Source organism: Leucobacter chironomi DSM 19883 (assembly GCF_000421845.1).
Classification (GTDB): domain Bacteria; phylum Actinomycetota; class Actinomycetes; order Actinomycetales; family Microbacteriaceae; genus Leucobacter; species Leucobacter chironomi.
The window spans coordinates 1-22,881 of sequence record NZ_ATXU01000005.1 but is presented as its reverse complement, the minus strand read 5'-3'; the positions used below and the strand labels follow the sequence as shown (position 1 = coordinate 22,881).

Sequence of the window (22,881 nt, the reverse complement as noted above, 5' to 3'; positions counted from 1 at the left end):
GGTGCGGCGCATGGGCCTGACCGGATGAGAATCCCGGTCATCCCGGGGTCGGGGTGCCCTAGGCTGAGGGGGTGGCAACTCTGCGTGATCTCGCGACGAAGTACTCGACCCTGAACGAAGAGGAGATCGAGTGGCTCGAGCTGCTCGCCCTCGACTGGCAGCTGCTCGCCGACCTCGCCCTCAGCGACGTCGTGCTGTGGGTGCCGACGGAGAACGGGGACTACCTCGCCGTGGCGCACAGCCGCCCAGCCGGTTCGGTCACGCTGTTCTACCGCGACGTGATCGGCGAGTTCCTGCGGCCGGACTGGCGCGAACTCGTCGACGAGGCGATGGGCACCGGGGAGCCGGTCATCTCGACCTCTCCCGCCTGGTACGAGGAGAACCCGATGCGGCTCTCCGCCTACTCGGTGAGTCGCCGCACCGAGAACGAGGAGGAGGGGCCGTTCGCGGTTGCGACCGTGCACACGAGCGTCGCCGACACCCAGAAGGCCTCGCGGATCGGTGCCGCCTTCCGCGAGGTCTCGGACGACATGTTCGCGATGATCCAGCACGGCCTCTTCCCGTCCCCCGGCACCTCCGCGGGGCGCCAGCACGGCGCGCCCCGCGCCTCGGACGGCTTGGTGCGCATCGACCTCGAGGGGATGGCGACCTTCGCGAGCCCCAACACGCAGACCATCTTCAACAGGCTCGGATACCGCGATGAGCTCGAGGGCGAGAACTTCTCGGAGGTGATCGCCGAGATCGTCAAGGGGCAGTTCGACACCAACGAGTCGCTGCCGCTCATCGCGCAGGGCAAGGTTGCGAAGCGCGGCGAGATCACCGCGCGCGGGCGCACCGTGAACCTCAGGTCGATCCCCGTGATCCGCGACGGCTCGCGCGTCGGCGGCATCGTGCTCACCCGCGACGTCACCGAACTGCGGCAGCAGGCGCAGGAACTGATCACCAAGGACGCCACGATCCGCGAGATCCACCACCGGGTGAAGAACAACCTGCAGACCGTGGCCTCGCTGCTGCGGGTGCAGGCGCGCCGGGCGCGCAGCGAGGAGGCCAAACAAGTGCTCGGTCAGGCGATGCGCCGAGTCGCCGCGATCGCCGTGGTGCACGACACCCTCTCGACGGGGCTCTCGCAGATCGTCGACTTCAACGTGGTGTTCGACCGCGTGCTGGGGCTCGCGGCCGAGGTCGCGAGCCTGCACAACACGACCGTCCACCTGCGCAAGGAGGGGGAGTTCGGCGAACTCCCCTCGGAGTACGCCACTCCACTCGCCCTGGCGCTCACCGAGATCGTGACGAACGCCGTCGAGCACGGCCTGGCCGGCCGCGAGGGCGAGGTGCTCATCCGGGCCGACCGCAACGACGACAGGCTCTCGGTCGAGGTCATCGACACGGGTACGGGCTTGCCCGGCGGCACCGTCGGCGACGGTCTCGGCACTCAGATCGTGCGCACTCTGGTCGAGGGCGAGCTGGGCGGCAGCATCGTCTGGGGTCCGGATACTGGGGGCGGCACGCGCGTGGCGGTGCAGGTGCCGCTGCACTGGATCTCGGCGCAGACGCGGGAGATCCCGCGCATTCCGACGCCCACCCGCGAGATTCCCCGGATCCGCACCTAGGCGCGACGCGGGCGCCGTTGCCGGCGCGCACCGCGGTGGGATGCGGCGGTCGTCGCCGCCCCACCGCGGCGATCAGCGTCTGCCTCGCAGCAGGATCGCGCCGCCCACCACGAGCAGCAGCACTCCGAGACCGATCACCGTCGACGTGATCCACCAGGCGGTGTCGAGGCCGCCGGTGCCGAATGCCCGCTGCACGGCATACCCGCAGAATGCGAGGATCAGCGCGCCCCAGACGATCGGACCCGTGCGCGGCCCGACCCGGGTCGGCGGTTGGGCCGACTTCGAGGGGGTCGCGGCGCCCGGTTGGGCGGGACCGGGGGCGGCGGGGCCCGGGGCGGCGGGGCCCGGGGCTGTGGCGCCGGGGGCGGTGGCACCTGGGGTGGTGGCAGCTGGGGCGGTGGCACCGGGGGCTGCGGCAGCCGGGGCTGCGGCACCTGGAGCTGCGGCAGCTGGGGCTGCGGTGTTCGACGAGTGCGCGGTGTTCGCCGCGGTGGCAGCGCCCGCCTGCGGGTCTGCGGAGCCTAGGGGATTCGCTGGGCCGGCGGGGTCGACGGCACCCGTGGGGCCGGTGGGGGATGCCGGGCCGGTGGGGCCTGCGGGGCCTGCAGAGCCTGCGGGGTCCGCAGGGTTCACCGGACCGGTGGGATCGGAGTCGTGGTGGTTCGTGTTCATCGCGCCATCTCCTGTTCGAGGTCGTTCACGGTGTCGAGCAGATCTTCGCGCTGCCGCTCGAGATCTCGCCGGTCTGAGGCTGTGAGGCCCGGCTCCTGCAACTGCCAGTCGATCCGTTCGAGTTCTTGCCGTGCGTCGGCGAGGCGCTCGCGGTCGGCCGCCTGCTGCTCGGCGATGTCGCGCCCGCTCTCCTCAGCGAGGCGATCCCGCTCGGTTTCGCCGCTCTGCCGTTTGAGCCGGTCGGCTGAGGATCCGCTGCCCTCGATACGCACATTGCCTGCCACCAGGTATACAGTGACGTGCGCGATCGACTCGTCGGCGAAGGCCTCGCGGCTGCTGATCGCGACGTTGCCGGTGTCGTGCGACAGGAACGGGCCGGAGACCCGCGACCCCTCGCGCTCGGTGGCCTCTTCCTTCACGTTGCCGGCGAGCACCCGCACCCGCACGGCCGTGGCACGATGCTCGGGCAGCTGGACCGTGGTGTTGCCCGCGAGCTGCCAGATCTCGATGTCGCGGGGCTCGTCGGGGAGATCGTCCAGGTCGCGCAGATCGACGTTGACATTGCCAGCCAGGACGACGGTGCCCGCTGGGCTCAGCCCGTCGACGTGCACGGTGCCGAAGGGGTGGAAACGGGTGCCCCAGGGCAGCACCACGGTGATGAGCAGGGCGAACACGCCGCAGGCCGCGAGGAAGCCGACCCAGCCCGTGTGCCGGCCGCGTACCCCCGCCACGATGAGTGAGACGGCGAGCACGGCGAGCGCGGCGATGATGGCCGCGAGCAGGGGAGCGGGAGCGACGCTGCTCACCTGCGGCGGCGCGTCGAGGCCCATCACCCAGAGGGCGGCGCCCCCGGCGGCCAGCAGTGCGAGCGCGAGGGTGAGCACCGCCTGCGCGGCGCCCATGCGGTGCGCATCGTGGTGCTGCGCGTAGCGCGCGCTCCACTCGTCGGCCTGGCGGCCGACTTCATCGCCCCAGCGGGTGGCCTGCTCGCCGACGCGCTCGCCCCACGCCGCGGCTCCATCCGCGGTGCGCTTCGCGAAGTCGTCCGTGCGCTCGGCGAATGAGCGGCTGCTCTGCGCCGAAGCGGCCTGATCGGAGATCGGGGGTGCGAGCGGCTCGGTGCCCGACCCGTCGACCGTGGCAGCGAAGGTCGGAACGGTCGGCGGAGCGGGGTGCGATGCAGCCGTCGGGCTGCCGGCTGCGGCTGCGGTATCGGCGGCGGATGCACCCTGCTGCTCGCTCTGGCGGCGCCCCCGGTTCAGCATGGCCTTGCGCAGCCACAGCAGGCCGAACACGATGATCGCGATCCAGAACAACCAGGCGGCGGTGCGCGGGATCCAACCGGGCACGTTGATCGCGCTCCAGAGATCCCAGCCCCAGAATCCGGGGAAGCCGAGCAGCGGCGCGCCCGTGAGCGCGATTCCGAAGGTTGCCGGGATGACGACTAGCGCGGCGATGATGATCGCCGCGGTCAGCACCCCGGCCGATGCTCGCCCCCGGATGATGTCCTCGAGATGGATGCGGTCGCTGCTGTCGGGCAGCAGCAGCCAGCCGGCCAGGTACAGGAGCACGCCGGGTCCGCCGAGCAGCGCCAGCACGATGAAGATGCCGCGCACGATGATCGGGTCGATCCCGGTTTTCGCCGCGATGCCCCCGGCTACGCCGGCGAGCCAGCGGTCGGAGCCGCGCACGATGTCGAGGCCGCGGAGCCAGGCGAAGAAGCCGTGCCCGGCGGGGGCGCCCTCGGGGCGTTCGGAAGCTGGTGATTCGTTCATGTTTCGAGTCTGACGCCGACCACCGACATCGTGCCATCGGGGTTCACCCTGAGCGACCCCTGAGGTTTCGACCCCGATCCCGTCGGTGTCGGTGGCCCGTGCTTGGATGGGACCATGCAACGACCACCCCTGACGCGATCGCGCGACGCCGGCGTCCTCGCCGGTGTGTGCGCGGGCCTCGCCGAGCACCTCGGCTGGCCGGTCGCGGTGGTGCGCGGGGTCATCCTCGGCTCGTGCGTCTTCGGCGGGGCGGGCGGGCTGCTCTACCTGTGGTTCTGGGGCACGGTGCCGCTCTCGGGCGACGACGGCGCTGTGTTGCCGCTGCGCCGCGCGCTCACCCGGCCCGCCGAGGGCAGCACCCGGTCCGAGCAGACCGCGCCAGCGGGGGTGTCGAGCGTTGCAGCCCGAGGCGGCGGCGCGGCGTCAGTACGCCCGGCAGCTCGGGCGCGCATCTCAGGCCATGCGGGCGCGGCGGGATCGGCAGGCTCGGCGGGCTTCGTCGGTCCGGTCGGGTCAGACGGCTCGGCCGGGCCGGGCAGCCCGCTTGGGTCGGCAGGCCCATCGGGCGAGGCCGTGCCGCGCCGGCGGTGGCCGATCGCCGAGCTGCTCCTCGGGGTGTGTCTGCTGATCGCCGGGGTCGGGCTCGTGCTCGACCGCTTGGGGGCGCATCTCGAACTCGAACTGCTGCTGCCCGCGCTCGCGGTGCTCGTCGGCGTGGGGCTCACCTGGTGGCAGATCGCAGATCGCGATCGCCCCGACCGCAATCAGCTGCCGCGCGTGCTCGGAGCGCTCGCCCTCGTCGCCGTCGGCGTGCTCATGATCTTCGTGACCTCGCGCGAGCCGAACGCGTGGACCGTGGTCGCCGCGTCGCTGGCGGTGCTCGCGGGGGTCGCGCTCGCGATCGCGCCGTGGTTGCTGCGGATCAACCGCGAACTGATCGCGGAGCGTGCGGCCCGCGCCCGAGAGGCGGAGCGCTCGGACATCGCAGCGCATCTGCACGACTCCGTGCTGCAGACCCTTGCGCTCATCCAGCAGCGTTCCGAGCCGGGCAGCGATGTCGCGCGGATCGCCCGGGGCCAGGAACGTGAGCTGCGGGAGTGGCTGTTCCGTTCGGCGGACGGAGCCCCGCCACCGCCGCGCGAAGCCGTCGACGCCGATCTGCGGGCGCACGCGACGGCGCTCGAAGACGGCCACTCCGTGCGCTTTGAAGTGGTCTCCGTCGGCGGCAGCGCGGCCGCCCCGGAGGCCATCGTGCTGGCCGCGCGCGAGGCGATGCTCAATGCGGCGCGTCATGCCGGCGGCGACGTGACCGTTTACATTGAGGCCGCGAAGCACCGCGTCTCCATCGACGTCACCGACCGGGGTCCGGGCCTCGACGCCGAGCGGCTGCCCGAAGGGCGCATGGGAGTGCGAGAATCGATCCTCGGCCGCATGGAGCGGGCGGGCGGTTCCGCGAGGATCGTGCCCGGCCCGGGCGGCGGTACCTCGGTACGTCTCGCGATGCCCGTCGAGCAGCCTGTGGCTGACATAACTGCACAGCCCGCGCCCGGCTCCGGTGAGCAGCACGTGCCCGGCTCAGCTGAGGATCCTGCCCCCGGATCGGGCGAACAACCGCCGCGCAGTTCCGTCGAGCGCCCGATGGCCGCGCCCGGCGAACACGACCCCCGAGGGAGCGAACGATGACGGATCAGCACGAGACCGACCGCCGGCACGAGGAGCCGACCCCCTCGATCCGGGTGGTGATCGTCGACGATCACCAGATCTTCCGCACCGGACTGCGGGCCGAACTCGGGCCGCAGCTCGACGTGGTGGGTGAGGCGGCGAGCGTCGACGAGGCCGTCGAACGCATCGCCGCGCTCGCTCCGGACGTCGTACTGCTCGACGTGCACCTGCCCGGTGGGAGCGGCGGCGGCGGGGCCGAGGTGGTGCAGCGGCTCGCCGCCGATCCCGCCCTGCGTGCCACGCGCTTCCTCGCGCTCAGCGTCTCCGACGCCGCCGATGATGTGGTGAGCGTGATCCGCGCCGGTGCTCGCGGCTACCTCACCAAGGCGGCGTCCGGTTCCGAGGTCACCGCTGCCGCGGTGCGCGTGCACGGCGGAGACGCCGTGTTCTCGCCGCGGCTCGCCGGGTTCGTGCTCGACGCCTTCGGTGCGGGAGGCGGCGAGACGGCCGCGGCCGATGACGAACTCGACAGGCTCTCGGCGCGAGAGCAGGAGGTCATGCGTATGATCGCCCGAGGGTACGCCTACAAGGAGGTCGCTGCCGAACTCTTCCTCTCGGTGAAGACCGTCGAGACCCACGTGTCGAAGGTACTCCGCAAACTGCAGCTCTCCAACCGGCACGAACTCACCGCCTGGGCGCTGCAGCGACGTCTGCTCTGAGCACCGGCTGCTCGGCCCGAGTCCGCGTGCGCAGGCAGTCCGGCCGCCCCGCTCAGCTCCACCCGGGCAGCCACAGGTGCAGCTGCCAGAACCAGCCGGCGACCGGCATCCCCGTCCAGACCGGCAGGAAGAAGAGTGCCAGCACCGCCGCCACCACCAGGAACAGGGCCACCGCGATCCGCCGCCCGAGCAGCGCGTCCGGGTCGCGGTCGATCGGAAGCACGAACTCCGAGCCCGAACGCGAATACAACGGCAGCCCGCACAGCAATCCGAGCAGGATAGCCAGCGCCAGCGCCGAGAACGGCGTCAGCACCACCGCGTAGAACTGGAACACCGCCGAGCGCGAGAATGTCAGCACCCACGGCAGCCACCCTGACAGGAACCCGGTGAGCACGAAGGCCCCCACGACCGGGAGCGGGCTCGCGGTCGTCGCCGCACCAGACGCGATCGCGCCCCTGCCGCGCGCGCGGAGCAGCTGCCGCACGACCAGCCAGCCGAGCACGATCAGCGCCGCAGCACCGCCCCAGGTTACGAGCGGGTTCGGCAGCGGCGAGATGCCCGAGACGCACTCGCGCCAGACGCAGCCCTCGGTCCAGCGCACCTCGTACATCGCGGTCGGCACGAGCGCGAGCGGCCAGCTCAGCGGATGCGACTGGTAGGGGTGCGGTGCGGTCAAGGTGCTGTGCCACGCCAGCATCTCGGCGTGGTAGTCGATGAGGTCCGCGGGCCACGGCGTGCCAGGTGTGCGCGCCCACCCTCCGGGGCGCAGGATCCAGCCCGCCCAGCTCGCGAGATACGCGAGGGCTGCCGCGGGCAGTGCCAGCACCGCAGACACCCCGGCCTGCAGCATCGAGCGCCGAAGAGCGCCGCGCTCGCCGCGGCGCAGCCGCACGAGCAGATCCCGCACCGTCACGAAGACGAGGAAGAACGCGAGCGGGTAGAGCCCCGACCACTTCACCGCTGCGGCAGCGCCGAAGGTGAGACCGGCGGCGATGAGCCAGGGTCGCCAGAGGAGGATCGGCCCGGTCCACCGGGGTGGTCCCGCCGCCCCGGCAGAGTCTCGACGCTGGGCCGGTCGCAAGCGGGCCTCAGCCCGTCGCGACGTCCACTCGATGTCCATCCAGACGAACAACGCTCCCAGTGCGATGAACAGTGTGAGAAACCCGTCGAGTAGCCCCACCCGTGTGAGCACCACGTGCACCCCGTCGATCGCGAGCAGCAGCCCCGCCAGCCATGCGACCATGAGATTGCGCGAGAGCAGCCAGCCGAGCAGCATCACGACCCCCACCGTCGCCACCCCTGCCAGCGCGACCGCACTGCGCCACCCCCAGCCGTTGTCCGGGCCGAAGGCCAGGATCCCGAGACCGATCAGCCACTTGCCGAGCGGCGGGTGCACCGCGTTCGACGGAGCATCGGTGAACCCGTTCGCGCGCCCCGCGGACATCGAGGGGTCGTCGTCCGGCCACATCGTCGGGAAGCCGTGCGCGAGTTGGCTGATCGCGTCGCGCACGTAGTAGAGCTCGTCGAACACGAGCACCCCGGGTCGCCCCAGCGCCCAGAATCGGAGCGCGGCTGCGATCCCGAGCACCAGCACAGGCGAGATCCACCGCAGCCAGCGCATTCCCCTCATGCCCCCAGACTAGGGCCGCCGGACGCCGCCCGCCCGCGTGGGCGACTGCATGCCCGCCCGCGTGGGTGCCGCCTGGCCGATATGCAGCTCAGGCGGTGGATCGCAGCTCAGGCGGTGGATCGCAGCTCAGACGGATCGAAGTGTGCGAAATCATCCGTTTCAGCTGCGATCCACCGCATGAAGAGAGAGAAACGAGGGGATCGACTGCTCGCGAGGGCTACGATGGTGGGGTGATTACGCGGCTCAGCAACTACTTCCTGAAGACCCTCCGTGAGGATCCCGCCGACGCCGAGGTGGCCAGCCACAAGCTGCTGGTGCGCGCGGGCTACATCCGCCGACAGGCGCCGGGCGTGTTCGGGTGGCTGCCGCTGGGGCTGCGCGTGAAGGGCAAGATCGAGCAGATCATCCGCGAGGAGATGGCCGTCGCGGGTGCCCACGAGGTGCATTTCCCTGCGATGCTGCCGCGCGAGCCCTACGAGGCCACGGGGCGCTGGGAAGAGTACGGCGATGCCCTCTTCCGGCTGCAGGATCGGCACGGCGCCGACTACCTGCTCGCGCCCACGCACGAGGAAGCCTTCACACTCATGGTGAAGGACATCGTCTCGTCGTACAAGGATCTGCCGCTGTCGCTGTACCAGATCCAGGATAAGTACCGCGATGAGGCCCGTCCTCGCGCCGGACTGCTGCGCGGGCGCGAGTTCACCATGAAGGACGCCTACTCCTTCGACGTCTCCGACGAGGGGCTTGCCGCGAGCTACCAGCGGCAGCGCGACGCTTACGAGCGCATCTTCGCGCGCCTCGGCCTGGAGTATGTGATCGTGTCTGCCGACGCCGGTGCGATGGGCGGATCGCGCAGCGAGGAGTTCCTGCTGCCGACCGCGATCGGCGAGGACACCTTCGTCCGCTCGGCGGGCGGCTACGCCGCGAACGTCGAGGCCTATGAGACGCCGGTGCCCGACCCCGTGCCCGCCGAGGTGATCGCGGGCCTGCCCCAGCCGATCGTGTTCGACTCGCCCGACACCCCCACGATCGACACCCTCGTGGCCCACACCAATGCGGTGCTGCCGCGCGAGGATGGCCGTGACTGGGATGCCGCCGACACGCTCAAGTGCCTCGTCTTCGCGGTGACCGATCTCGAGGGCGAACGCTCGCTCGTGGTGATCGGTGTGCCGGGCGATCGCGACGCCGACATGAAGCGGGTCGAGGTGGCGTTCCCGGGTTGCGAGGTCGAGCCCGCCACCGCCGCGGACTTCGAGAAGCACCCCGCGCTCGTGAAGGGGTACATCGGTCCCAATCTGAACGGCGAGGCCGTGCTCGGGCTCGAGGGTTCGAGCGGGATCCGCTTCCTGCTCGATCCGCGGGTCATCGACGGCACCCCCTGGGTGACCGGTGCGAACGAGCACGAGAAGCACGTCGCGTACCTCGTCGCCGGGCGCGACTTCGCCGCGGACGGCGTCGCCGACATCGCCACGGTGCGCGATGGCGACCCGGCTCCCGACGGATCGGGACCCATCGAGACCGCCCGCGGGATGGAGATCGGCCACGTCTTCCAGCTCGGCCGTAAGTACGCCGAGGCACTGGGCCTCAAGGTGCTCGACGAGAACGGCAAGCTCGTGACTGTGACGATGGGCTCGTACGGCATCGGCGTGACCCGCATCATGGCGATCCTCGCCGAGCTGCACCATGACGACCGCGGCCTGATCTGGCCGGCCGCAGTGGCGCCGTTCGACGTGCACCTCGTGGCGACCGGCAAGGACGCCGCTGTGTACGACATCGCCTCGTCGCTCGCGTCGGACCTCGAGTCGGCTGGCGTCGACGTGCTGTTCGATGATCGCCCCAAGGTCTCTCCCGGTGTGAAGTTCGGCGATGCCGAGCTGCTGGGCGTGCCGCGTGTCGTGGTCGTGGGCCGCGACGCCGCGGAGGGCTTCGCCGAGGTGTGGGATCGCGAGTCGGGCACGAAGGAGCGGGTGGCGCTGAGTGAGGTTCCTGCGCTCTTCACGGCTTCGCAGTAGCCGTCGCCGGCGCGGGATCGCGCGAAGTCCGAGGCCCCGGATCGCATTGCGATCCGGGGCCTCGTGCGTGTAGCGCTCCGCTCACAACCGGGCCAGGCGACCGATCGTGACGGGTTATCCACAGATTTGCTCAAACTTTGCTTATAAAATCCATAGCTTCACTAAGGTGGCGTGTATCGATACGCATCGATAACTCATCCAGGCCGACGAGGCTCCCTCGCCGGCCCGAGCGATTGGAACCACTATGGCGAACATCAGTGTCTCCTACGCGGAGATCGAGCAGTCGGCGACTCAGCTGGGAGTCGGGCGCGACGAGATCACCCAGAAGCTGCAGGTGCTGCAGCAGCAGATCGCCGCACTCGTGTCGTCGGGCTTCGTCACCGATCAGGCATCGGTGAAGTTCAACGACGCCTACAACCAGTACACGGCGAGCGCGAACACCGTGATCGAAAAGCTCACCGAGATCCAGAGCTTCCTCACCCAGACCGCGAACGCGATGCGCGACATGGACGCGCAGATCGCGGCGCGGATCAACTAGCGCAGTCGGGGCGGGGTTCGGTAGAGGGGAGGGGTGCGTGGTGCCCGATGTGAAGTTGTCTACCGCGGAGCTGGACGCAGCAGCGTCCTGGCTGCGACGTGCAACCGGTGCGGTTGCCGCGAGTGATGTGCTGGCATTGCCGATGCGTGGTGCCGCCACCTACGAGGGTGTGACCGGTCGTATCGACGCATTCATTCAGACGGTCGCGAATGGCATGGCAGAGCTCTCAGCCTCACTGGCTTGCTCCCGCAACTCGGTGGTCACGATCGCTGATGCTGCGAAGCAGACCGATACGCATCTTGCGCAAAGCGTGAGTTTTGGCGATACCGTGGCGGCCTCGACATGACTGTAATCTTCCCCGTGATCGAGGGCGGGGTGCTGCAAGAACGGTCGCCCATTGTAGGGACGCCGGACGATGCAGCGCAGGCCGCCCACGTCCTACGCGGCGTCGTGCGTCAGGTCGAAGACATGGTTGGGCACGCGGTGCAGGCCTCGGGAACTCTTGGTGCGATGCAGGGAGTGAGCCTCACGACGCTGCGAACTCGGCTCGACGGCCGGGTGGTGCCCGCCGCTCGCGCATTCACGCATTCGGTGGCTGCAGGTGCGCAGGCTTTTGCAACCTACGGTTCCGAGATCGAGGGAATTCACCGTGCGGCACGCGCGGTCGTTGCGACGGTGGAGTCTGATCTTCACTTGATCATCGCGGCGTCACATCGACTCGAAGCCGCATGTGCCGTTCTGGGGGTGGGCTCCTGCTGCGTGCCCGATGTTTGGCACGCACCTCCGAGTTTGTGCCCGCCTGTAGGTCCTGTTGGGTCGAGGTATGACGGATCCGAGTCGGGCGATCCTGCGGCCGCAATGCGACGGGCGGTGAGGCGTGCGGCGCGGGCTCAGGCCGAGACAGACTGGGTCAGTGCGGCTCAGGTATGGGTGGGCGCGCTGGAACGAATCTCAGCAGAGCAACGCATGTGGCGAGCTTTGGTCGAAGACCGCAGGGCTGCCGAGTACGCACTCGTGAACGCATTGGATCTTACGGATCTCGGCGAGCTGATTCGCTTCTCCGGCGGTGCCGTCCAATCAGGCATATTCACCGCCGTTCTCGGCGGAGCAGCGCAGCCGCAGAACTTCGCTGAAGATTCGAATCTGCAAAGAATTCTCTCTGGTGCACTTTCAGAGGCTGAAGTCGCTGCAGCGTGGAAGTCCATCCGCGAGTCGGGGCGGTACGGAAAAGGTGACGTGCAGTGCCTCCCTCTCGAAGTGCTCGCAGTGCTGGCTCGGACGAACGGAATTCCGGCGTGTGTGCAGGACATTGCGGGGCGCGCCGTGCTCGAGCGTGCTCTGACTGATCCTGCTGCGGGATACGAGCGCGTGTACGGCTCGCGACCCGGCGATCCGCTTGCTCTCACGGAGTTCATGCGACACATCGATGGGTTGAACAAGGCGCTCATCGACGCTGAAGGGAGAGTAGGAGGCGAGCTCCCCAAAGCAACGAAGATCCAGTTGGTGAATCTGGGCGTTCACGATGGTGCCCTGACCGCTGGGATCTCGCTCGGCAACCTCGATCGTGCATCTCATGTAGGGGTGAACTATGCGGGCATGGGTTCGAGCGTCGCCGGAATCGGCAACGGAGTGGACGGCGTTGCGGAGATTTTCAAGGAAGCGCAAAGGGGGTTTCCGGGCGGATCGTATGCGGTAGTGATGGTGATCGGATACCGAGCGCCCTCGCTCTGGGGTGTGGGGTCGATGATGCGCGCGACCGGGGCCGCGGAGAATATCGCGAGCTTTCTCGATGGTATTCAGGCAAGCCGTGGCACGAGATACCCTCCACTCGAACAGCTCGCGGTGTTCGCTCACTCTTACGGTTCAACCGCGATTGCGGAGGCGCTGCAGCACGGCTCGCTGAACTTCAAGGTCGACAACGTCGTGACCTACGGATCCGCCGGGTTCGCGGCCGACACCACCTATGAAGATCTGAGACACGGGATCAAAGACACGGGGCGTCTGTATGCAACGCAAGCAAGGAAAGACTCGCTAGCGCAGGTGCCGATTAAGGCTCAGGAAGGAACGGACTTCTACCTGAGCGATCGGATCGATCCGCGGCAGATCGGGGCCGTTGAGCTCTCGGCTGAGGGGGGCAAAGGCGAGAAAGAAACCAACGTGCATGACATGTTCGTGCCGGAGATCGATGAAAACGGTGCGCCGAGCGACAAGGTCGGGTATCTGTCGCCCGGGACAAGCTCGGTGAGAGAAATCGCATCGATTCTTGCGACAGGGAAGTTAAGGAGTAGCACATGAGGTCGAAAATGGCTCGAGTATTCGCGGTGGCCCTGGTGCTGTTGTGTTTGGTGGCTGTGTCGGGATGCGTACGTGCCGAGAGAGAAAACGGAGAGGTCGGCGTGATGCTGAAGAGCGATGTGCGAGATGCGGCTGGGCTCACCCGGTCTGAAATGGAACGGATGCCACTCGGGGAGCAGTTCGCCTTGCTGGGCGAGCGGTATGACCTGTTGCAGGATCTCTTGGCTGAGGCGCAGAAGCAAGTGAGCGCGGATGGATGGAAGTACCTCACCAGGGGCATGGCCCCATCGAACGGGTTGTTCGCTCCGGGAGGCGCGCTGCCAGGAGCGGGAGGTGAGGGTTCTTACTACTTAGGAGCTGATCGTGCGATTGAGCTTCCGGGAGCGGTGGGGGATCGGGCCGACCTTGATCCGATTCTCACGTACTTCGACGCTCGGGGCTGGGAATACCAGATCAACGATGTGGCTGAGTTTCACCACGAGGTGTATGCGGATGCGGGGGACGGGTACTGGCTGGAGTATCGCGTGCAGGCGAACGGGTGGTACGTGATGAGCGTGTCCGCCGGTCCGTTCTGGGGGAGTGACAGCGTGCTTACAGCTGAAATCGTCAAGCGCACGCCCGATGAGGCTTTTGACGACGAACTCACGGTCCCCGGGGTCCGGGTGCCGTTCCCCGCCTGGGACGACCCCGTAGTGAATCCGCCGAAGCAGAACCGATAGCGATCGGTAGCGCGCGAGCCGGAGAGGTGTGAGTCATGAAACTGAAGGTGTCGGTCGTGCTGCCGCGTGGCGGCGAGTGCGACGTCACGCTGTCGTGCGATATCACGGCGACGGTGGCCGACGTCGCGCGGGCCCTCATCCGTGCCGGACTCGGCTCCGATCCGCGATTCGTTGAGATCGCGAACCGCAGACTGGCGCCGCTGACCCTGCGCGCCGGTCGCGGCGACGCGCGTGCACTGCTGCTCGACCCTGCCACCCCCGTGGCGGTCTCCGGCCTGCAATCCGGCCAACTGGTCCAGCCGGTCCCCGAATTCGGATTCCTCGGCCCGGCCCAACGCCTCATCGAGACCGCAGCGTCCCTCGAAGTGTTGAACGGTGGACAGCGAGGCGTGCACTTCAGCCTGATCGCGGGCAGCAACCTCATCGGACGCGACCAGAACTGCCGAATCGAGCTGCTCGATCCGAGCGTGTCCCGCCGCCACGCGGAAGTGCGCATCGACCCCGACGGTGCCATCGCCGTGCGAGACCTCGGCTCGGCCAATGGCGTGCTCGTCGCCGACGAGCAACAGCCCGTGCACCGCGTCACCGGGCCGACGACGCTGCGTCTCGGCGCGGTCGATCTCCGTATCACGCCGGGGCCGCCATCCCACGGTGCCCCGTCTCTGTCTCATCGCGTGGCGCACACCCGGTCCCCGCGGGTCTCCCCGCACTTCCCGGTGTCGAAACGAGCCCTGCCGGCACCGCCCACCCCCGCCGAGGCCGGGCGGATCCCGATGCTCGCGATGCTCGCCCCCATGCTGATGGGCGGTGCGATGTACGCGATCACGCAGTCCCCGATGAGTCTCATGATGGTCGCGTTCTCGCCGGTGATGATGATCGGTTCGTGGATCGACGGGCGGATCGGCGGGCGTCGGAAGCTCATCCGCGAAACCGGCCGGTTCGAGCGCGAGCTGCGCGGAGAACAGACCGAGCTCGTCGCTCTGCGCGAGCAGGAGATCAGAGTGCGCGCCGCCGAGACCCCCACTACCGAGGAGGTTCGCGTCGCGATCGAGCAGCGCGACGAACTGCTCTGGACGCGGCGTCCGGAGCACCGATCCTTCCTCGAAGTCAGGTTCGGGGACGGCACCCTTCCCAGCCGCACAGAAATCGAGTTGCCCGAACGGGGCGAAGCTCCGCGCAAGCAGTGGGATCGGGTGCGGCAGCTCGCCGAGGAGTTCGCGCACGTCGCTCCGGTGCCGGTGATCGAGCGGCTCGATCGTTGCGGTTCGCTCGGCGTGGCGGGCGAGCGGTACTGGGCCGAGGGTGCAGCAGCGTCGCTGGTGCTGCAACTGGTCGGACTGCACTCGCCCCACGAGCTCGTGCTCGCGTGTTTCGCCGGTGCGGAGCACGATGAGACCTGGGGGTGGCTGAAGTGGTTGCCCCACGTCGACCCGGTCGCGAGTCCCATCCCGGGCTGGCAGATCGCCGACTCGGAGGCGAGTTCGGTCCGGCTGATCACCGCGATCGAGGGCGTGCTCGAAGCCCGGAAAGCCGCCCGCGGTGCGCGCACCGTCGTCCGCTCCCACCTCGACGCGCGCACCCGCAACGACGAGGCGCAGGGCGAAGCAGTCTCCGAGCTACCCCTACTGCCCGCCATCGTCGTGCTGGTGCTCGCAGACGGGCTGGTCGATCCTGCTCGCCTCATCGAACTCGCGGAGACCGGGCCGGATCACGGCGTGCACCTGATCTGGGTGGCCGGCGACCGCGCGTCCCTGCCCGCTGCCTGCCGCACCTTCGTCGAAGTCGGCAGCGGTGAGGGTCGCGTGCACTTCGTGCGTTCGGCCAGCATCGTGCCCCTATCGCGGCACGAGCACGTCGAATCGCCGCGGGCCTACGATCTCGCTCGGCGGCTCGCCCCCGTCGAGGACACCGCCGCGCGCGTGCTCGACGAGAGCGACCTGCCGCGTGCTGTGAACCTGCGAGAGCTGCACACCACCGACCTGCTCGGCGGCGCGGCGCCTATCGCTCAGACCTGGGCCGACACCGGCTCCCTCGTCTCTGAGTGGCAGCAGGGGCGGGATCGCGAACCGATCTCGCTCGCCGCCGTCGTGGGGCAGGGGCCCGACGGCCCCGCGGTCCTCGACCTGCGCACGCACGGCCCGCACGCTCTCGTCGGAGGTACCACCGGTGCCGGCAAGTCGGAGTTCCTGCAGAGCTGGATCATGAGCATGGCCGCGAAGCTGAGCCCCGACAGGCTTACCTTCCTGCTCGTGGACTACAAGGGCGGTGCCGCGTTCGCCGAGTGCGTGGATCTGCCGCACGCCGTGGGACTCGTCACCGATCTCAGCCCGCACCTCGTGCGCCGCGCCCTCGCCTCGCTGCGCGCCGAGCTGCGCTACCGCGAGGAACTGCTCGCCGCCCACGGGGCGAAAGATCTCATTTCCATGGAGCGGCGTTCAGCAGTCGGGGCTCCGCCCGTGCTGATCATCGCGATCGACGAGTTCGCTGCCCTCGCGAGTGACGTGCCCGAGTTCGTCGACGGTGTCATCGACGTCGCCCAGCGCGGTCGGTCTCTCGGCCTCCACCTGGTGATGGCGACGCAGCGTCCAGCGGGCGTCATCACCGACAATCTGCGGGCCAACACGAACCTGCGGGTCGCGCTGCGCATGGCCGATGAATCCGACAGCGCCGACGTGATCGGGGTGAAGGACGCCGCGCTGTTCGCCGCGGAGACGCCGGGGCGCGGAGCGATCAAAGTGGGGCCGGGCCGGATCGCCCACTTCCAGACCGGGTACCTCGGCGGGCGGCCCTCGGTAGAGCATCGTGCCGCCGACATCGAAGTGCGATCCCTCGGTTTCGTCGAGGGCGAGCCGTGGAACATCCCCTCCGAGCTGCGGCCCCCGAGCCGCGGTGGCCGCCAGCCCCGCGACATCGAACGGCTGCGCGACGGCATCGTCGAGGCCGCGCGCGCACTCTCGGTGACTCCGCCGCGCCGACCGTGGCTCGACGAGCTGCCGCCGTTGCTCACCCTCGAGAGCGTGGAGCAGCGGATCGCCGACGGTTCGACCGGCCCCATCGGCCTGCGCGACGACCCGGCCGCGCAAGCGCAGCACCCGGTGCGCATCGACTTCGAGGAAGCCGGCAACGTCTCCATCATCGGGGCGGGCGGCACGGGAAAGACCAGCGCACTCGTCACCCTCGTCGCCGCTCTGAGTGCTGCGGCCGACCGGGATCCCGTGCAGATCTACGGCATCGACGGCGCAGGAGGCGCGCTGGGGACGATCAGCTCGCTGCCGACCGTCGGTGCCGTCGCCCCGCTCGCCGACGCCGAGCTCATGCACCGGGTGCTCCGTCACCTCGGGGAACTGGTCGAAGAGCGCGGCCCCCGCTACGCCTCGGTGCGGGCCGGCGGGCTCGCCGCCTACCGCGTCGCGGAGCCGAACAGACAAGAGCCCCGCGTGTTCCTGCTCGTCGACGGCTTCGCCGCCTTCCGGCAGGCCACGGAAACGCTGGGAGGCGCGGAGCCCCCGTTCCAGCTGCTCAGCGAGATCATGATGCGCGGACGGGCGGTCGGCGTGCACGTCGTACTCACCGGAGACCGCCCGTCGGTGATTCCGGCATCGATGAGCGCGAGCCTGCAACGGCAGTTCGTGCTCAGACTCGCCAACCCGCACGACTACGGCTCCCTCGGTGTGCCGGCCGATGCGCTCGAAGCCGCGCCGCCCGGGCGTGCGGTCCTCGCGGGTGACGACCGCGAAATCCAGTTCGCGGTCGCCGGAGGCGCCGACCTCACCGAGCAGTCCGCGGCGATCGAGGCGCTCGCCGCCGAACTGAGCCACCGGCGCATCGATGCCGCCCCGCGCATCGTGAACGCGCCCGAGCTGCAGCCACTCTCCGAGCTGCCGGCGACAATCGCCGGTCGGCCTGTCTTCGGGATCGACGTGCGCAGCTTTGAGCCCGTCGTCCTGCCGCCCGCCGGTCTCGGAGTGATCGCCGGCCCCAGCGGCGCCGGGCTCTCCCAGGCGGCACTGTGCTGCGTGACCGCCGTCGAGCGGGCTGCGGCCGAACGCGGCGAACCCCTTGAGACGGTGCTGCTCAGCTTCGACGAGAACGGAATCGGGGCCAGTCGGAACTGGAGTAGGGTCGCCTGCGGTGCAGCGGATGTCGAGCGGGTCGCCGCCGAGCTCGTGGTCGCACTCGGCGGACAGAGCCCTGCGCGAGGTTCAGCTCTGGGAGGCGGCGGAGTCATCGGCGGCGGCCTCATCGGTTCCAGCCTCGGCGGCGGCCTCGTGGGTTCCGGACTCGTGGGTGCCGGTCTCGGAGCTGCCGGACTCGGTGGCGCAGCCGGAGGCGGCGGAAGCCCAGAGCTGGAATCGGGGTCCGGGCGTGCGGCCTTCCCTGCTGCAACCGGTGCCCGCGGAGTGATCGTCATCGAGCGTCCCGCCGAGGCCGAGGGGACCGCTGCCCTGCCGCAGCTCGTCGCCCTCGTCAAGGCCGCGCGCCGGGCCGGGGTGCTCGTGCTCTGCGAGTTCGAGACCGGCACGGCGAGCGCCATCTGGGATCTCTACCAGGCGCTCAAGCAACCGAAGTGGGGACTGTCGTTGCAGCCGGACCAGCACGAGTCCCAGAGCCCGTTCCGCGAGGATCTCGGCCGGGTGCGGCGAGCAGACTTCCCGCCCGGTCGCGGTTTCGCCGTCGAGAACGGGAGGGCGATCCCGGTGCACGTCGCGCTCCCGGATCCCGCGGCGCTCAGAGAAGCCATGCCGGTCTGAGCGAGATCCTGGAGCGGGCTGCGTCCCCGATCCGCTGCGGAGACAGGTGGGCTAGAATGCTGGTTTGATCCGATGCCGGATCGATAGCTGAATAGACATTTCAATAACTCAAGGAGGCGCCGTGAAGATCGAACTCGTCACACTGCGACAGATCGAGCGCGAGAAGGAGATTCCCTTCGACGAGCTCGTCGAGATCATCGAGCAGGCGATCCAGTCCGCCTACCTGCGCCACGCGGAGAACCAGAGCATCCCGGTTCCCAAGGAAGACGAGGTCCGCGTGACGCTCGACCGCAAGAGCGGCGAGATCTCGGTGCTCGTGCCCGAGGTCGACGATCAGGGCGAGGTCATCGGCGAGGCCTACGTCACCACCGACGAGTTCGGCCGTGTCGCCTCGAGCGCTGCGAAGCAGGTCATCAACCAGCGCCTGCGCGACCTCACCGACGACGCCGTGCTCGGCGCCTTCAAGGACAAGGAAGGCCAGATCATCTCCGGCGTCGTGCAGCAGGGCCCGAACCCTCGCATGGTGCACGTCGACCTGGGCGACCTCGAGGCGATTCTGCCTCCCGAGGAGCAGGTGCCGGGCGAGAAGTACCCGCACGGCGCCCGCATCCGCGTCTACGTCACGAGCGTCTCGAAGGGCCTGAAGGGCCCGCAGGTGATCGTGTCGCGCACTCACCCCGGCCTCGTGCGCAAGCTGTTCGAACGGGAGGTGCCCGAGCTCGCCGAGGGCATCGTCGAGATCGTGTCGCTCGCCCGCGAGGCGGGACACCGCACGAAGGTCGCCGTTCGCGCGAAGCAGCCCGGCATCAACGCCAAGGGCACCTGCATCGGTGAGATGGGCAGCCGCGTGCGCGCCGTGATGAGCGAGCTGGGGGAGGAGAAGATCGACATCGTCGACTACTCGTCCCAGCTGCCGGCGTTCGTCGCGAACGCGCTCTCGCCCGCCAAGGTGACCGACGTGTTCATGCTGAACGAGTCGCTGAAGCAGGTGCGCGCGCTCGTGCCCGACTTCCAGCTGTCGCTCGCGATCGGCAAGGAGGGCCAGAACGCCCGCCTCGCTGCGAAGCTGACGGGCGCGAAGATCGACATCCAGCCCGATTCGATCATGAACGACTGAGATGATCGGGCTGGGTGTTTCGATCTTTGCGCCGGAGCGCTCAGAGAGATCGCGCCAGCGATCTCGTGCTCCGGTTCGCGAGCGGCAGCGAGCGCTGCAAATACTGACATCCAGCCCGATTCGATCATGAACGACTGACACTCAGGCCCCGGCGGTGATCCGCTCGGGCAGTGGATCACAGTTCAGGCGGAGGAATCGCACGAGAAACCTCCGCCTGAACTGTGATCCACCGCCTGAGACGACGCCCGGGATCGCTGTGAGCGGACGCCGGGCGAACGCCCGGGAGGATGCGTCGTGGAGGAAGCTGGTAAGATGGATCCGATTCGGACCTGTGTCGCGTGCCGCAAGCGCGCGTTGCGTGATGAACTGCTGCGAGTGGTGCTGCAAGATGGACGGCTGATTGCCGATGATCGGGCGGTGCTTCCGGGGCGGGGCGCCTGGGTGCATCCCACGGCGCGGTGTCTGGATCGAGCAGTGTCGCGCGGAGTTTTTCCGCGTGCATTGAAGGTGTCGGGGAAGCCCGACGCCGGCCCTTTAGAGAACAGGCTGAAAACACTCATGGACAACTAATGAGCGGCTCACAATGAGGCCCGTCCGATAACCAAGGTTCTCGCCTGTCTGGCGTGAACCCAGACAGGAGAAAAGTGGCAAACCCACGCGTACACGAGATCGCTACTGAGATCGGTGTCGACAGCAAGGTCGTCCTTGCAAAGCTCAAGGAGATGGGCGAGTTCGTCAAGGCGCCCTCGTCCGCAATCGCGCCCCCGGTGGCGCGCAAGGTCAAGGCCGCCCTCGAGGCGGATGGCGTGACCAAGAAGGACGGCGCCCCGGCCGAGGCGAAGCCGGCGGCCAAGAAGCCCGCCGCGCCGAAGCCCGGCCCGAAGCCGGCGCCGAAGGCCGTCGAGGAGCCCGAGGCTCCCGCAGCCGAGGCCCCGAAGAAGCCCGCGACCCCGAAGGCCGATGAGGCCTCGACGCCCGCGGCCGCACCGAAGTCGGCGGCAGGACCGAAGCCCGGCGCGAAGCCGGCGGCTGCGTCGCAGTCGGGCGCCAAGCCCGGCCCGAAGCCTGCGGGCCCGCGCCCCGGCAACAACCCGTTCGCCTCGAGCCAGGGCATGGGCATTCCCCGTCCGCCCCGTCCGGGCAACAACCCCTTCTCGCCCAACCAGGGCATGAACCGCGGCGGCGCTGGCCGCCCGAACCCCGGGAACATCCCCCGCCCCGCACCTCGCCCGCAGGGCGCCGGCGCGGGTGCCGGCCGTCCCGGCGGCGCGGGTCGCCCGGGCGGCGGACGCCCGGGCGGCGGAGGCGGCTTCAACCGTCCCGGCGGCGGTGGCACCGGTCCCGGCACCGGCACCGGTTTCGGCGGGCCTCGTCCCGGCGGCGGCTTCGCAGGTCGCGGTCGTGGTGGTCGTGGTGCCGGCACTGCCGGCGCGTTCGGCCGTGGCGGCTCCAAGAGCAAGGCGCGCAAGTCGAAGCGGGCGAAGCGGCAAGAGTTCGAGATGCGGCAGGCGCCGTCGATCGGCGGCGTGCAGGTTCCTCGCGGCGACGGCAACACGCCGATCCGTCTGCGTCGCGGCGCATCGCTCTCCGACTTCGCCGACAAGATCGATACGAGCGCGTCGAACCTCGTGACGATCCTGTTCCACCTCGGTGAGATGGCGACGGCGACGGAGTCGCTCGACGAGGCGACCTTCGAGATCCTGGGCGACGAGCTGGGCTACAAGATCCAGATCGTCTCGCCCGAGGACGAGGACCGCGAGCTGCTCGAGGGCTTCGACATCGATATCGAGGGCGAGCTCGAAGACGAGGGCGACGAGGTGCTGCAGCCGCGGCCCCCCGTGGTCACCGTCATGGGCCACGTCGATCACGGTAAGACCCGACTGCTCGACGCGATCCGCAAGGCGGACGTGGGCGGCGGCGAGGCCGGCGGCATCACGCAGCACATCGGCGCCTACCAGGTGCACACCGTGCACGACGGCGTGGATCGCGCGCTCACCTTCATCGATACCCCGGGTCACGAGGCGTTCACCGCAATGCGTGCCCGTGGTGCGCAGGTCACCGACATCGCGATCCTCGTGGTCGCCGCCGATGACGGCATCATGCCCCAGACGATCGAGGCGCTGAACCACGCCCAGTCGGCGAACGTGCCGATCGTGGTCGCGGTCAACAAGATCGACAAGGAGGGCGCGAACCCCGAGAAGGTGCGCCAGCAGCTCACCGAGTTCGGTCTCGTGTCCGAGGAGTGGGGCGGCGACGTCATGTTCGTCGACGTGTCGGCGAAGAACAACATCGGCATCACCGATCTGCTCGACGCCGTGCTGCTCACCGCGGATGCGGGTCTCGACCTGCGCGCGAACCCCGACAAGGACGCGCGAGGTGTCGCGATCGAGGCGAAGCTCGACAAGGGCCGCGGATCTGTCGCGACCGTGCTCATCCAGTCGGGTACGCTGCGCGTCGGCGACGCGATCGTGGCGGGTACCGCCTACGGCCGCGTGCGTGCGATGAGCGACGAGAACGGCGATCCCGTGCTCGAGGCGCTGCCCTCGCGTCCGGTGCAGGTGCAGGGTCTGTCGAGCGTTCCGCGCGCCGGCGACAACTTCATCGTCACCTCCGAGGACCGCACGGCCCGCCAGATCGCTGAGAAGCGTGAGGCTGCCGAGCGCAACGCCCAGCTCGCGAAGGCTCGCAAGCGCATCAGCCTCGAGGACTTCACGAAGGCCCTCGAGGACGGCAAGGTCGAGTCGCTCAACCTCATCATCAAGGGTGACGTGTCGGGTGCCGTGGAGGCGCTCGAGGAGTCGCTCATGAAGATCGAGGTCGACGAGTCGGTGCAGCTGCGCATTCTGCACCGCGGTGTCGGCGCGATCACCGAGTCGGACGTGGATCTCGCCACGATCGACAACGCGATCGTCATCGGCTTCAACGTGCGGCCGGACGTCAAGGCTCGCGAGCGCGCTGCGCGCGAGGGCATCGACATCCGCTTCTACAACGTCATCTACAACGCGCTGGACGACATCGAGAACTCGCTCAAGGGCATGCTCAAGCCCGAGTACGAGGAGGTCCAGTCGGGTGTGGCCGAGATCCGCGAGGTGTTCCGCTCCTCGAAGTTCGGCAACATCGCCGGTGTCATCGTGCGCAGCGGTACGATCACGCGCAACGCGAAGGCGCGCGTCATCCGCGAGGGCGTCGTGATCGCCGATGGCCTGGCCATCGAGTCGCTGCGTCGCTTCAAGGACGACGTCACCGAGGTCAAGACCGACTTCGAGGCCGGTATCGGTCTGGGCAAGTACAACGACATCCAGCTGGGTGACGAGATCGAGACCACCGAGATGGTGGAGAAGCCGCGCGCGTAGCGAGCGGTTCCCGCGAACAGGGGCGGGG

General features: G+C 69.0%; 15 protein-coding genes. 12 read left to right on the top strand and 3 right to left on the bottom strand.

The window, feature by feature from the left end; translation table 11 throughout:
* Nucleotides 1-71 precede the first annotated feature (71 nt).
* A complete protein-coding gene (locus H629_RS0106390; RefSeq protein ID WP_024356465.1) occupies nt 72-1,610 on the top strand; it encodes a sensor histidine kinase in 1,539 nt (512 codons plus the stop codon).
* Between the two features lie 72 nt (nt 1,611-1,682).
* On the opposite strand, the gene H629_RS15480 is transcribed toward H629_RS0106390, so the two are convergent.
* On the bottom strand, nt 1,683-2,282 hold the full coding sequence (locus H629_RS15480; RefSeq protein WP_169447471.1) for a hypothetical protein: 600 nt from the start codon (nt 2,280-2,282) through the stop codon (nt 1,683-1,685).
* Nucleotides 2,279-4,057, bottom strand: a complete 1,779-nt coding sequence (locus H629_RS0106380) for a PspC domain-containing protein (RefSeq protein WP_024356464.1) — start codon at nt 4,055-4,057, stop codon at nt 2,279-2,281. Before H629_RS0106380 ends, H629_RS15480 begins: the two co-directional genes overlap by 4 nt.
* 114 nt (nt 4,058-4,171) lie before the next feature.
* On the opposite strand from H629_RS0106380, the gene H629_RS0106375 reads away from it, so the two are divergent.
* Together H629_RS0106375 and H629_RS0106370 are read left to right on the top strand one after the other, a co-directional pair.
* Nucleotides 4,172-5,740: an ATP-binding protein gene (locus H629_RS0106375; protein WP_024356463.1), complete on the top strand. Its 1,569-nt coding sequence runs from the start codon at nt 4,172-4,174 to the stop codon at nt 5,738-5,740.
* Entirely contained in the window at nt 5,737-6,438 is a 702-nt protein-coding gene (locus tag H629_RS0106370; protein WP_024356462.1) for a LuxR C-terminal-related transcriptional regulator, read from the top strand. The genes H629_RS0106375 and H629_RS0106370 overlap by 4 nt, the downstream gene beginning before the upstream one ends.
* 52 nt (nt 6,439-6,490) lie before the next feature.
* On the opposite strand, the gene H629_RS0106365 is transcribed toward H629_RS0106370, so the two are convergent.
* Nucleotides 6,491-8,068 carry a phospholipid carrier-dependent glycosyltransferase gene (locus H629_RS0106365; protein ID WP_051137828.1) on the bottom strand — a complete coding sequence of 526 codons (1,578 nt, stop codon included), beginning with the start codon at nt 8,066-8,068 and terminating at the stop codon, nt 6,491-6,493.
* Nucleotides 8,069-8,298: 230 nt separating this feature from the next.
* Here H629_RS0106365 and H629_RS0106360 point away from each other — a divergent pair, with 230 nt between their 5' ends.
* The 9 genes from H629_RS0106360 to infB all read left to right on the top strand — a co-directional run bounded on the left by H629_RS0106360 (nt 8,299) and on the right by infB (nt 22,853).
* Entirely contained in the window at nt 8,299-10,080 is a 1,782-nt protein-coding gene (locus H629_RS0106360) for a proline--tRNA ligase (protein WP_024356460.1), read from the top strand.
* A 244-nt stretch (nt 10,081-10,324) separates the two neighbouring features.
* A complete protein-coding gene (locus tag H629_RS0106355; protein WP_024356459.1) occupies nt 10,325-10,618 on the top strand; it encodes a WXG100 family type VII secretion target in 294 nt (97 codons plus the stop codon).
* A 40-nt stretch (nt 10,619-10,658) separates the two neighbouring features.
* Entirely contained in the window at nt 10,659-10,964 is a 306-nt protein-coding gene (locus tag H629_RS15130) for a hypothetical protein (RefSeq protein ID WP_152485654.1), read from the top strand.
* Nucleotides 10,961-12,913 (top strand): alpha/beta hydrolase, encoded by a 1,953-nt coding sequence (locus tag H629_RS14975; protein ID WP_084705355.1) that lies wholly within the window; start codon nt 10,961-10,963, stop codon nt 12,911-12,913. The genes H629_RS15130 and H629_RS14975 overlap by 4 nt, the downstream gene beginning before the upstream one ends.
* Complete coding sequence (locus H629_RS0106345) at nt 12,910-13,632, top strand: hypothetical protein (protein WP_024356457.1); 723 nt, start codon at nt 12,910-12,912, stop codon at nt 13,630-13,632. Before H629_RS14975 ends, H629_RS0106345 begins: the two co-directional genes overlap by 4 nt.
* 35 nt (nt 13,633-13,667) lie before the next feature.
* Nucleotides 13,668-18,383: an FtsK/SpoIIIE domain-containing protein gene (locus H629_RS0106340; protein ID WP_024356456.1), complete on the top strand. Its 4,716-nt coding sequence runs from the start codon at nt 13,668-13,670 to the stop codon at nt 18,381-18,383.
* Between the two features lie 121 nt (nt 18,384-18,504).
* Complete coding sequence (gene nusA, locus H629_RS0106335) at nt 18,505-19,500, top strand: transcription termination factor NusA (protein ID WP_024356455.1); 996 nt, start codon at nt 18,505-18,507, stop codon at nt 19,498-19,500.
* A gap of 294 nt (nt 19,501-19,794) precedes the next feature.
* A complete protein-coding gene (locus H629_RS14770) occupies nt 19,795-20,070 on the top strand; it encodes a YlxR family protein (RefSeq protein WP_240471063.1) in 276 nt (91 codons plus the stop codon).
* A 74-nt stretch (nt 20,071-20,144) separates the two neighbouring features.
* The gene (infB, locus tag H629_RS0106330; protein ID WP_024356454.1) at nt 20,145-22,853 is read left to right on the top strand and encodes a translation initiation factor IF-2; all 2,709 of its coding nucleotides are present in this window, start codon (nt 20,145-20,147) and stop codon (nt 22,851-22,853) included.
* Nucleotides 22,854-22,881 lie beyond the last annotated feature (28 nt).